A 12,136-nucleotide genomic window follows, 5' to 3' on the forward strand; every position below is an offset into this window, starting at 1 on the left:
CCCAAATGTGTACAAAGGTGTGTACAAATTCAGAAACCAAGATATATGTCAGACCCCAGACTCTCCCAAGAAGTAAGCACCAGACGCACATTTGCCATCATCTCCCACCCCGATGCCGGTAAAACCACCATTACCGAAAAACTCCTGCTGCTGGGTGGCGCCATTCAGCTTGCCGGTACGGTAAAAGGCCGTAAAACGGGCCGAATGGCCACCTCTGACTGGATGAAAATGGAGCAGGAGCGGGGAATCTCCATCACTACCTCCGTCATGCAGTTTCCCTACCATGGTCGTACAGTAAACCTGCTGGATACCCCGGGACACGAAGACTTCTCCGAAGACACTTACCGGACGTTGACCGCGGTTGACAGCTGCCTCATGGTGATCGACGGAGCCAAGGGTGTCGAGGATCGTACCATTAAACTGATGGAAGTCTGCCGCCTGAGAGATACCCCTATCTTCACCTTCGTCAACAAGATGGACCGGGAAGTCCGTGATCAAATAGAAGTACTGGATGAAATTGAAGATATCCTGAAAATTCAGTGCGCTCCCATCACCTGGCCTATTGGCATGGGTAAGCGGTTCAAAGGGGTTTACAACCTTTACACCGACACCATCCATGTTTTCAAACCGGGTCAGGCCAGCGTTATCCCTGATGATATCCAGATCAAGGGGCTGGAGTCGGAAGAAGCCATAGCCCTGCTGGGTGACCTCCACGAAGACCTGATGGAAGAGGTTGAACTGGTTCGTGGCGCCAGCCATGAATTTGATCTTGAAGAGTACCATGCCGGCCGAATGACGCCGGTTTTCTTTGGCACAGCCTTGTCCAACTTCGGCGTCCGGGAAATGCTGGATGACTTCGTCAAGTGGGCTCCATCCCCCATGCCCCGTGAAACCAACGATCGCACCGTGGTGGCCGACGAAGGGAACTTCTCAGGGTTCGTATTCAAAATCCAGGCAAATATGGACCCCAGGCACCGCGACCGTATCGCCTTTTTGCGAATCTGTTCCGGCCAATACATTCGCAACATGAAAATGAAGCACGTTCGTCTTGGTAAAGATATCAAAATTGCCGATGCCGTAACTTTTCTGGCAGGCGACCGCTCCCATGTGGATGAAGCCACATCCGGTGATATCATTGGTCTGCACAATCACGGTACGATCCAGATTGGTGACACCTTTACCCAGGGTGAAATGCTGAAATTCATGGGCATTCCCCACTTTGCTCCTGAGATGTTCCGCCGGGTTCGCCTGAGAGATCCATTAAGGCTGAAACAGCTGCAAAAAGGACTTCAGCAACTTTCAGAAGAAGGCGCCACTCAGCTATTCATGCCGGTTAACAACAATGACCTGATTCTCGGTGCAATAGGCGTACTTCAGTTTGACGTGGTTATGCGTCGCCTCAAAGATGAGTACAATGTTGATGCTATTTATGAGCCGGTCACGGTGAATACTGCACGCTGGATTGACTGCAGTGATAACAAAAAGCTCGAAGAGTTCAAACGCAAATGTGCAGAGAATCTGGCCATTGATGGTGGCGGCCATCTGACCTACCTGGCGCCTACACGGGTGAACCTGTCACTGGCACAAGAGCGTTACCCGGAGGTGACTTTCCGAACAACCCGAGAGCATTAATCAACGCTTCTGATCGTTAATAGAAGTTACAGGCCAACAGGTTTTGCCTGCCTGTAACTTCTTTTAGTTCCATCGTTTTATATATTCGGTTATCCCCCCCTGCACATATTCCTTTTCTGACTAATACCGATACTGCAAAACCGAAAAACATTGTCTAATCTGGAAGATTAATTCTGTTTGGTATTTCTATGAGTGATGCTGTCTCGAACAAACCAGAAACGTCTACGGGTATCCGTCAAATTGTCGAACCCATTGTCCTGCTAACCACTGCGGGACTGTTGTTTGGCTACCTTGGCCAGACCATGGGTGTGACCCACATGTTTAACACCCTGTTCAACACCGCTCACCAGCTGCTGTTGAACACGGTACTCTTTCTGATGGGCATCACCGTTCTTTCAGGAGCGGCAGGTCGCCTGCTGATGGAATTCCATGTTATTTCGCTGATTGAAAAGCTGCTGGTTCCTCTGATGAGGCCGGTATTCAATCTGCCTGGCCGGGCAGCCATGGCCGCCATGATGACCTTTTTCTCAGACAATCCCGCCATTATTGGTCTGGCTAAAGACCGTAGATTCCGTCAGACGTTCAAGGTTCATGAGATCATTTCCCTGACCAATTTTGGCACCTCTTTTGGTATGGGTCTTATCGTCATCACCTTTATGGCAACGCTGCAGAATAACGAAACCGGTGACACCTACTTTATTCCGGCAATAATTGGCCTGGGTGGAGCCCTTGTGGGCTCTATTATCTCCACCCGGCTGATGCAACGCTTTATTCGTAATGACCCAAGAGTCCATGAGCTGGCCATCAAAGATACCCACAGTGAACTTCTGGATGATCACAGCTCTACAGACCCGGTGTGGCTGAGATTTCTGAATGCCCTGCTGGATGGGGGAAAAGGCGGTGTCAAAATGGGCGTGGCCATCATTCCCGGCGTTTTGATCATCAGTACCTTTGTTATGGTACTGACCTTTGATGCACCAATAACCGGCTATACCGGCAGTGCATTTGAAGGGGTTGCCCTGCTCCCGAGGCTGGCCAGCCATGTCTCCTGGCTCTTTGAACTGCTCTTTGGCTTTGAACATGCTGAGCTGATTGCTTTCCCAATCACCTCACTGGGTGCTGTTGGCGCGGCCATGTCACTGGTGCCAAACTTCATCAGCCAGGGCATTATTGGCGGCAGCGATATTGCCGTCTTCACCGCTATGGGCATGTGCTGGAGCGGATATCTCAGTACTCATACCGCCATGCTGGACTCTCTTGGCTTCCGCCAGCTGACGTCAAAGGCCATCCTGGCTCACACCATCGGTGGTATCGGCGCCGGTGTAGCGGCCCACTATCTTTACCTCCTGCTAAGCCCTCTTATTGGTTAAAAGCAGCTGGATGCTGGAAGCTGATTGTTCTTTGCTTCCAGCTTTACCTCCTGAGGCCGGCAAAAATGGCCTCAGCAATGGCATCCCCTTCACGCTCAAGATCTACCACTCCACCCACCGAAAGCCACCGCTCAATCACACCATGGAAACAACCACTGGCCACCAGTGAAGCCGCCTCCGGGGTTATACCTTCTCTCAACAATCCCCGATCTCTGGCCCTCTGCATCAGTACCGTCACTTCTTTCTGACTCCTCTGGCAAAACTGATTCCAGCGCTCGATCATCTGCAGATCAAAGGCTGCCTGCTGACTGATCCGGCACACCTGTTGAAACTGAAGGTTGGTGGCCACTTCCTGCAACACCCGTTTGCCCAGGTTACAAAGCACCTCCAGTGGATCTTCATCATCCGCTTCAAGCTGTGCAGCAAAGTGCTGATCTAACGGATCAAACACCCGCTCCCAAAGGGCTTCCAGCATCTGGGATTTATCTTTAAAGTGCCAGTAAATGGCACCCCGGGTGACACCTGAAGCACTGGCTATCTGAGCCAGCGTCACATTGGCAATACCCTTATCACTGAACAGGGCCAGCGCTGCTTCCAACAACTGAAGCCGTGTTTTCTCAGCATCTTCTTTTGTACGACGAACCATAAATATCTTTAGCCTGCCTGAAGTTCCGGTAGTTCAAGACTGTCTTCAGCCGCTTTTTTATCAGAGGTTAATAGCAGGTACAGCGCGGGTACCACCACCATGGCAAATACCGTCGAGGCTGCCAGGCCAAAGATAATAGCCATGCACAGTGGATACCATTGCGGGTCACTACTGGCCAGGGGAATAAGCCCAAGCACGGTGGTTAAACCGGTACTGATCACCGGGCGCAGACGATCGGCTGCTCCCCGGGCTGCGGACTCAGCCACCGATAAACCAGATGACCGATGACTGTTCATCGTTTCAATCAGAACAATGCCATTGTTAACCGCAATACCAGCCAAAGAAACAACCCCCATCAAACCGATAAACGACATTGGTATTTCAGCCAGAAAGTAGCCAATAAACGTTCCGGTTAATGCCAACGGCACTACCAGGAGAATAATCAACGGTTGCCGCATTGAATTAAACATCAGAGTCAGCAGTACGAAAATCATTCCCATCGCCAAGACCATGGCCCCTCCCATACTGCCATAGCTTTCATCGGTGGACTCCATTTCACCCGCCAGCCGATAGTCATAACCTACAGGCCAGTCACGCTTCATTGCTTCCAGGTGGGGAATCATTGCTTTCATGATGGTCGTCGCCGTCTGCCCTTCAGCCCTTGACTGAACCGTAACCGCTCTTTGCCCATCGCTATGAACAAATACCTGGGGAGCCGCAATCAGTTGGTACTCAGCCAGATCCAGCAGAGGGACACTGCGACCATCATCAGTCATCACCGTCATCAGCTGCATCTCTGCAAGATGCTGAGGGCTGCCAAGTTCACCTCCCCGACTTGCCCAGGCCATACTGATCCGGATATCCGGATCATCCTGAATACCGGACACTTTAAAACGACCGAAGTCGTCTTCCTCCATGGCCATTCGTATCTGCTGGGCAACACTGTGTTCAGAAAGGCCATGAAAACTTAAACGCTCCGGTATCAGGCGGAAGCGAATTTCCCGATGTGCAGCCCCCAGGTTATCCCGAACACCCTGGGCCCCGGGAATCTGTGACAACTGCTGGCGAACACCCACCGAGATATCACGAAGCAGGTCATAGTCCTCACCCAGAATCTCAATCTGAACCGGAGCCGCGTTGTAAGGATTACCTCCTACGTGAGTCAAAAATATTTCCAGCCCGGCTTCATCTTTGAGGGTTTCTTTCAACCCTTCACGAATATCGTCAAGGTACTCAAAGGATATGCGATCCCGGTCTTTCCGAGGTACCAGAATGGCCGTAAATCCCACCTGATTATAGGCTTTTGACGGTAATAGCGCCTCATTCAGTGAGCTGCTGGTCACCGGGCTTTTTTCACCAACATAAGCAATATTCTTCTCAATCCACGGCTGCTGTCGTAAGTAAGTCCCAGCCTTGTCGGCAACCTGTTGAGCCTGTTCCAGCGTGGCATCAGGCCCTAACTGAATGGCAACACCGATCTTACGGTCATCACTTTCAGAGAACATCATGACCGGTAGCTGCCCCGCTGCCAGCAAGCTCAAGGCAAAGAGCCCAAAAGCGCCAGCTACCCAGAAGACAGCCGTCATACGGTTCTTTAACACTGCCGCCAACAGCCAGTCTGTGAGCTGGCCTCGATATTTCATACTTAACCGATCAATCAGTAATTCTCTGGATGTTCCGGAGTCCTTTTCAAGCAGGTAACGGGAAAGGGGGATACACACCAGAAAGGCGACCACCAGACTGACTAACAAGCTGATGGTAATCGTCATGGGCAATATTCGAATGAATTTTCCGGGAATGCCACCCACCATCATCAGCGGAACCATGGCCAGGATAGTAGTCAGCTGTCCGGCAGTGGCTGGTAAAATATACGTTTTAACCGTAGAGAGTGCCGCCTGTGAAAAAGACTGTTTGCGGACATATAACCCGTCATGCATGCCTTCCATAACCAGGATATACACATCCACCAACAACCCCAGCGCCAGCACCATACCCACCAGAACCGTTGAACTCAGGGTATACCCAAGCATCGCCATTCCTGCCAGCGTTGCCAGCAAAGTCACCGGAAGTGCAATGCCGGCAATGAGCGCTTCACGCCAGGTCAGCAGAAACATCAACACCACAAATACAATAATGACGGCCTGATACATTGAGCCGGAAATATCTTCAAAGGCCAACTCAATCAGCTCACCATCATCCGTTACCTTGGTCAGTTGCAGCCCCTGAGGCCAGGTATCGCTGTTGACGATCTGGTCAGCCAGCTGTTCAGCGGCGCTGATGACCGCAAAAGTATCCTCTCCCGGACGTTTGGTGATGTCTAATGTGATACCCCGGGTAAACTCCCCATGGTCAATACTGAAATAGTTACGGCTTTTTTCACGATCCAGTCTCAGGCTGACATCCGCAATCTCCCCAAGCCGTACAGGCCGGTTTTCATCAAGCCGGACAACAGGCAGTTTTTTCAGCTTATCCACACTATCAAAACGACCCGCAAGATAGAGATTAAATGTACTCTCACTGCCTTCAAACTCACCCCAGGCCATATCCTGATTGGCTGCCTGCAGCCGATCTCTGACCACAAGAGGTGAAATCCCAAGCTCTCTTAATTTATAAGGTTTAAGTCGTATATGCAGACTTTTTTCCCGCATACCGCCCAGGGTCACTTTCTTAACGGTGGGTATTGTTTCAAACCGGGATTCCAGACGCTTTGCCACATCCGTCAGGATCAAATCATCCACATTGCCATGGAGAACCAGACTGATAACCGGCATATCGGCAACCGACATTTCTTCAATTTCCGGTTTTTCGATATCCGCTTCGCCCGGGAACTGGCTTTCTGCCTTATCCACTTTTGCCCGGAGTCGTTGCAGAGCCTCCGCAAGCGGCATATCGGCCTCAAACTCAACAGCAATCATGGAGTAGGACTGGTATGAACCACTGGCAAAAGTCTTCAGTCCTTTAACACTGCGGATTTCATCTTCGAGAGGCTTGGTTACCTCTTTTTCCACCTGTTCAGGCGCTGCGCCTGGCCAGGAAACGGTGATCAATGCTTTGGGGATTTCCAGATCCGGGTAGTTCTCCCGCACCATTGTGTTGTAGGAAAGCACACCGGAAAGCAGAAACAACCCCAATAAAAGGCGGGCAAACAGGGTTTGCAAAAACAGCTTTCGTGTTAGCCAGTTCATTCATTATCTCCCGGCTGCCGCTCATTAATCACTGCTACAGAGCTATCATTGGCAAGCAGGTGCTGACCACGAACCACAACCCGGTCACCATCCTGAAGACCACTGACCACTTCCAGACTCAACAAGCCCTGAATCCCAATAGATAACCAGCGTAATTCAACACGGTTTTCCGGCTTAACCACAAAGACGTAAGGCATACCATCACGAAATGAAATCGCCTGCCATGGCAAGGTCAGGACATCCGTTTTTTGCTCGGTAGCAATCCACGCCCTGACAAACATCCCATCCTGTATTGCCTGTGCATCGCCATGGGTTCTTACCTTAACCAGCCTTGACCGACGCTGCAGGCTGAGGGACGGGCTAACAGACCATACACGGCCTTTCACAATAGACGACTCAGCACCCGGCTGATCAAAACCGGAGTTCACAGAGTCATAAAGAACCCGATCATCCTGAGCCAGATAGACAAGCTGGCCCTCTTTGATCAAACGAGCCTCAGCTTCTGAAACTTCGAGCCTGATTTCATACTGACTGTCGTCTACAACAACAATGGCACTGGCGGCTTCCCGCTCCCGGTTGGTACTGATACCTGCCGGTGGGTAGTAGTAGTTATCCTGCAACACATTCATCGCAGTAATGACGCCATCAAATGGGGCAAAAAGGCTGGTTTTCTCCAGATTGACGGTAGCCCGGTTCAAGTCTGCCGCAACGCCCTTCTCTTCCGAAATCGCTGCCTGCAAACTGCTCTCTGCCGCTTCAACGCCTATCTGGGCGTTGAGCATTCCGGTTCGATAACGATCATACTCATCCCTGGACACAACGCCTTTTTGGTAGATCGCTTCAATTCTGGCGAAGTCCTTCTCAGCCTGCTTTTTGTCATTCTGAGCCATATGCACACCGGACTCGGCTTCTTTACGCCGCTCTCTGGCAGACTGTAACCGCGCTTCAAGAGCGACCACTTCAGAAGTGTTCTCACGGTTATCAATCCTGGCCAATAGCTGCCCCAGACGAACATCATCATTCGGACCAAAAACACGAACCCCTTCCCGCAAAGGGGAGCCATCGGCCAAAGAACCAATATGAACGACTTTGCCTGACTGCTCAAAGTTGAGAAATGCCTTCTGCAGAGCTTCCACTGTTCCTTCCGCAAAAGCCCAGGCCGAGAGTTCACCCGGCATGACCTGAAGCACATCGACTCGAATCGGTGGGGCCTCATAAACAACGGCAGCAGAGTCACCACTGCCTTGAATCCGATAACCGGCCAACGCCAGACCCACCAGCACCAGGCTGATGATAAGAACTTTGCTGAATTTCATGGGCTTCTGCTTATTTTTGCGTATTCGTATTGTTTGCGGATTTTACATACATACATGAATGCTTGTAAATAACCCATATTGACGAGGCAGCCGTTTACGAAGGCAAATCAATGTTCTCCAACCAATGTCTAAGGGCCAGAAATGATTTCGGAATCCATAGTTATAGATTCTGTTGGCATAACCACGCTGTTAGTGAAAACCAGAGGGCATGAACAATAGACTGTGCAGACTCGGGAAAATAAAGCGGTAAAAGGAGAGATGTATGCGCCTGAACCATCTGTTAGCACCTTTACAACACGTCATAAATACCATGGATAAAGGGTCAACTTTTAACATCAGGGTTCTGATGGAAGAAACAGGTCTTTGGGAGCATCAGGATGACTTGCAGAAAATGAAAATGGCGGTAGCTTTCAGGGCCATGGTAGAAAGCGGCCTGCTCACCAATATCCAACTGCTCACTCCTGATAAAACACGCCACGCGGTTTACATTACCCACTGATCACACAGCAGCCACACAAGAGAAGCACCCATAAAAAAAACCGGCATAAGCCGGTTTTTTTTGAAAGGCAAATTCAGTGCACATGCCCTTCTGGTCCATGGACATGGCCATGATCCAGCTCTTCTTTGGTCGCATCACGAACTTCAACCACTTCAATGCTGAAGTGAAGGTCTTCACCCGCCAGTGAGTGGTTAGCGTCAATAACTATCTGGTCTTCTTCATCATCAATAGCCACAACGGTCACAATACGCGGACCAATGGCCGTATCCGCATGAAACTGGTTGCCCACTTCTACCGGGTGGTCACCAAACTGTTCTTTAGGGACTGGCTGAACCAGACTCTCATCGTACTCGCCGTAGCCTTCAGCAGACTCAACCACGATGTCAAACTTGTCGCCGGCCTGCTTGCCTTCCAGAGCGTTTTCCAGTCCTTCCACTATATTGTGTTCACCATGAATATAAGCCATGGGAGACTCGCCTTCAGAGCTGTCGATAACTTCTCCCGCATCATTTTTCAGCGTGTAATTAAACAGTGCCACTTTCTCTTTAGCTATCTTCATCTGATAACGCCTGTTACAAATTAAATGTCTATATTAACTGCCATTATTCATTTATGAAAATGCCTCCCGCAGAAATTATGCCATTTACGCCATCATGACAAAGGTACCATTTGCAGCTCATGGCTGTGGATAACCAGAAAACTGCAAACAATGCCGTTTTCTGGTCTAATCAGCAGGAAAATTTTAACAAATGGCGTTTTCCTCTTGAGCGATTCCCGATGCACCTGGTGCCATGGTGACCCACTTTACATTCAGTATCACGATGAAGAGTGGGGAGTTCCCTGCAATGACGACCGGAAACTGTTTGAGTTTCTTATTCTGGAAGGGGCTCAGGCCGGGCTTAGCTGGATCACGATTCTGAAACGCCGTGAAGGCTATCAGAAAGCCTTTCACCAGTTTGATGTTCAGCAAGTCGCCAGAATGACTGAGCAGGATATTGAAAGGCTGATGCTGGACAGCGGCATTATCCGCAACCGACTGAAAATTCAAAGTGCTATCAAAAATGCCCGCGCTTTCATAAACGTTCAGGAGGCGTTCGGTAGCTTCAGCCAATACCTATGGTCGTTTGTTGATCACCAACCATTAATCAATCACTGGCAGAGCATGGATGAGGTGCCGGCGACCACCGACATTTCAGATCGAATGAGCCGCGACCTGAAAAAGCGTGGCTTCAGTTTTGTCGGCAGTACTATCTGCTATGCATTTATGCAGGCGATGGGATTAGTGAATGATCACCTGGTCAGCTGCCCATCATTTAGCAATGACAGCAAGGCGGGCTGAAGTCAGCTTAACCAGATCAGCGGGCGCTAATTCAATTTCAAGCCCCCGTCGCCCGGCACTGACAAATACGGTGTCAAAAGATTCCACACTGCTATTAACGACAGTAGGCAGACGTTTTTTCTGTCCAAGAGGGCTGATGCCACCAAAAATATAGCCGGTACTGCGTTCTGCTTCCTGTTGTTCAGCCATCGCCGCCTTTTTAGCACCACAGGCGCTGGCCATCGCTTTCAGATCAAGCTTGTCAGCGACCGGAACCACGGCCACGGCCAGCTGCCTGCCATCCAGTTTGACCAGGAGCGTTTTGAACACCTGATGCGGATTCTGTCCCATTTTTTCAACCGCTTCTTCACCATAGGAAGCACTGTCAGGGTCATGATGGTACTGATGAACATTATGGTCTGTTTTCGCTTTTTTCAGCACATTAATGGCTGGGGTCATTCTGTTTTTTCCACATCAGTGATCTATTCGTCCACGAAGGGTTTTCGTCTTGGCCCGGCGCTTTTTATGTTCAACGCTTCTCTTTTTTGAAGCCAGGGTAGGACGGGTTGCCTTCCGCTGCTTTTGAACGACGGTTGCCTTACAGATCAATTCCTTAAGTCGCAATAGCGCATCATCCCGATTCTTCTCCTGAGTTCGGAATCGCTGCCCCTTGATAATGATAATGCCTTCCCGGGTAATACGGGCATCACGCACAGCAAGAAGACGTTCTTTATAAAACTCAGGTAATGATGAAGCCCGGATATCAAACCGCAAATGCACAGCAGAAGAGACCTTGTTGACATTCTGGCCTCCAGCACCCTGCGCCCGTATATAACTGAGTTCAATCTCATCTTCGGTAATGATGATACCGTCAGCAATCTCCAGCATTCAGGCTATGATCTCCCATTTTTTCCTGCACCAGCACCCAGGGTCGAACCACTACCGCCCACAATTCAGGATCTTCTTCAAACCATGACTGTGCCTGCTCATCGCTAACCGCTCCCAGTAAACCCTGTTCTACCCACGCTTCTATGACGGACTTGCTATCAACCGAAATCTGATAGCCAGCTTCAATCAGGTCAAGGGAGTCATCCACACACAATACGACGCCCTGGGCGAAATATCGCTGCAATTCTGACCAGGTGATTTGTGATGTCTCCTGGTTTAACTTGGCTTTTTCAAGCGTTTCCCTGCCGACCGTCTCAGGCATTTCTCGATGCCCCCCTGTTTAATTGAGCAAATACTGTACAAAATCAAAAAAATATTTAAACACCGGGTAGGAGAATAACAGGACTAACAACTAAAGTTGAAGGCTCTTTATGGATTCCGGGGAGTTGATGCAGTTGCGGTTTTTCCGGGTGTAGAAGTCAACTATGCTGGTGTAAAACAACAGGTAGACACTATTTATCCGGGCAGCTTAATTCGAGATCATCTGCAGAGCCTGGTAACAAACCCTGCAGACAGGCAGATTACAGGAAGAAGTAGTAACCCAGGAAGATGGCACAGAGGACATACATGGTTGGTGTCACTTCCCTGCCTCTATCCTGAGCAAGCATAGAAACTGGATACAGGGTAAAACCAAAGGCAATAGCGTCAGCCAGACTGAATGATAAAACGGTAATAATAATGGTAAAAAACGCAGGAGAGAAGAAAAGGACATCCACAAATCTTGAGAAGAAAAGGACATCCACAAATCTGGAGAGAGAAGAAAAGGAAGAAGAAAGAAGAAGAAAAGGACATCCACAAATCTGGGAGGAAGAAAAGAAAAAGAAGAAAAGGACATCCACAAATCAAATGCTAATATTGGGCTTGAATTTGTGGCTGTCCTATTTATTTGGGCGCTGTATGGCTTCAACTCTTGCACCGGTCCTGAAGGCCATCAAGTAGAAACTATTTATCCGCGCAGCTTAACTTGTCGTATGTCGCAGGACTATCAGATAGGCAGAGGTGAGGGGGGGACAACCTTACTCTCCCTGTTTAGTTTGTGGTGGGTGCGTATGCATTCCCACGCAGAGCGTGGGAACGAGGAATAAATCAATCATCATCAGTATTAACCATCCCTGAATCCAAGTAATGCAGACAATACTATTGAGGGTAAATCCAGCTTTTGGATAAATGACTAACGGATAGGATTCTGGTTGGCACAGGCGAAATCAGCACTACGCAGAAA

The 12,136-nt window shown here is 49.6% G+C and carries 12 protein-coding genes; 5 read left to right on the plus strand and 7 right to left on the minus strand.

Annotation, left to right across the window (positions count from 1 at the left end):
- The first annotated feature begins 45 nt into the window (after positions 1 to 45).
- Both RM811_RS06960 and RM811_RS06965 read left to right on the plus strand, forming a co-directional pair.
- Positions 46 to 1,632, plus strand: coding sequence for a peptide chain release factor 3 (locus RM811_RS06960; protein ID WP_402522225.1), 1,587 nt, complete (start codon positions 46 to 48; stop codon positions 1,630 to 1,632).
- A 188-nt stretch (positions 1,633 to 1,820) separates the two neighbouring features.
- Positions 1,821 to 3,002: a nucleoside recognition domain-containing protein gene (locus RM811_RS06965; protein ID WP_402522228.1), complete on the plus strand. Its 1,182-nt coding sequence runs from the start codon at positions 1,821 to 1,823 to the stop codon at positions 3,000 to 3,002.
- Positions 3,003 to 3,045: 43 nt separating this feature from the next.
- Here the strand turns inward: RM811_RS06965 and RM811_RS06970 are convergent, their stop codons facing one another.
- From RM811_RS06970 to RM811_RS06980, 3 genes are read right to left on the minus strand one after another with little or no spacing between them, the layout of a single operon-like run.
- Entirely contained in the window at positions 3,046 to 3,648 is a 603-nt protein-coding gene (locus tag RM811_RS06970; RefSeq protein ID WP_402522229.1) for a TetR family transcriptional regulator, read from the minus strand.
- 8 nt (positions 3,649 to 3,656) lie between these two features.
- Positions 3,657 to 6,833 carry an efflux RND transporter permease subunit gene (locus RM811_RS06975; protein ID WP_402522232.1) on the minus strand — a complete coding sequence of 1,059 codons (3,177 nt, stop codon included), beginning with the start codon at positions 6,831 to 6,833 and terminating at the stop codon, positions 3,657 to 3,659.
- Positions 6,830 to 8,149, minus strand: a complete 1,320-nt coding sequence (locus RM811_RS06980; protein ID WP_402522234.1) for an efflux RND transporter periplasmic adaptor subunit — start codon at positions 8,147 to 8,149, stop codon at positions 6,830 to 6,832. Before RM811_RS06980 ends, RM811_RS06975 begins: the two co-directional genes overlap by 4 nt.
- Before the next feature lie 262 nt (positions 8,150 to 8,411).
- On the opposite strand from RM811_RS06980, the gene RM811_RS06985 reads away from it, so the two are divergent.
- On the plus strand, positions 8,412 to 8,648 hold the full coding sequence (locus tag RM811_RS06985) for a hypothetical protein (RefSeq protein WP_402522237.1): 237 nt from the start codon (positions 8,412 to 8,414) through the stop codon (positions 8,646 to 8,648).
- Positions 8,649 to 8,721: 73 nt separating this feature from the next.
- On the opposite strand, the gene RM811_RS06990 is transcribed toward RM811_RS06985, so the two are convergent.
- Positions 8,722 to 9,207 carry a peptidylprolyl isomerase gene (locus tag RM811_RS06990; RefSeq protein ID WP_402522240.1) on the minus strand — a complete coding sequence of 162 codons (486 nt, stop codon included), beginning with the start codon at positions 9,205 to 9,207 and terminating at the stop codon, positions 8,722 to 8,724.
- 204 nt (positions 9,208 to 9,411) lie between these two features.
- Here RM811_RS06990 and RM811_RS06995 point away from each other — a divergent pair, with 204 nt between their 5' ends.
- Entirely contained in the window at positions 9,412 to 9,987 is a 576-nt protein-coding gene (locus tag RM811_RS06995) for a DNA-3-methyladenine glycosylase I (RefSeq protein ID WP_402522243.1), read from the plus strand.
- Here RM811_RS06995 and ybaK read toward each other — a convergent pair.
- Genes ybaK through RM811_RS07010 form a run of 3 tightly spaced genes read right to left on the minus strand, consistent with a single transcriptional unit; the run spans position 9,958 to position 11,176 of the window.
- The gene (gene ybaK / locus RM811_RS07000; RefSeq protein WP_402522245.1) at positions 9,958 to 10,425 is read right to left on the minus strand and encodes a Cys-tRNA(Pro) deacylase; all 468 of its coding nucleotides are present in this window, start codon (positions 10,423 to 10,425) and stop codon (positions 9,958 to 9,960) included. The two genes, RM811_RS06995 and ybaK, sit on opposite strands and share 30 nt — an antisense overlap.
- A 15-nt stretch (positions 10,426 to 10,440) precedes the next feature.
- Positions 10,441 to 10,854, minus strand: a complete 414-nt coding sequence (gene arfB / locus RM811_RS07005) for an alternative ribosome rescue aminoacyl-tRNA hydrolase ArfB (RefSeq protein ID WP_402522247.1) — start codon at positions 10,852 to 10,854, stop codon at positions 10,441 to 10,443.
- Positions 10,838 to 11,176, minus strand: a complete 339-nt coding sequence (locus RM811_RS07010) for a DUF2288 domain-containing protein (protein WP_402522249.1) — start codon at positions 11,174 to 11,176, stop codon at positions 10,838 to 10,840. Before RM811_RS07010 ends, arfB begins: the two co-directional genes overlap by 17 nt.
- A 416-nt stretch (positions 11,177 to 11,592) precedes the next feature.
- Between RM811_RS07010 and RM811_RS07015 the strand changes: the two genes are divergently transcribed.
- Positions 11,593 to 11,853, plus strand: coding sequence for a hypothetical protein (locus tag RM811_RS07015; protein WP_402522252.1), 261 nt, complete (start codon positions 11,593 to 11,595; stop codon positions 11,851 to 11,853).
- The last annotated feature ends 283 nt before the right edge of the window (positions 11,854 to 12,136 follow it).

It is taken from the genome of Endozoicomonas sp. (assembly GCF_031844845.1).
Taxonomy (GTDB): Bacteria; Pseudomonadota; Gammaproteobacteria; order Pseudomonadales; family Endozoicomonadaceae; genus Endozoicomonas.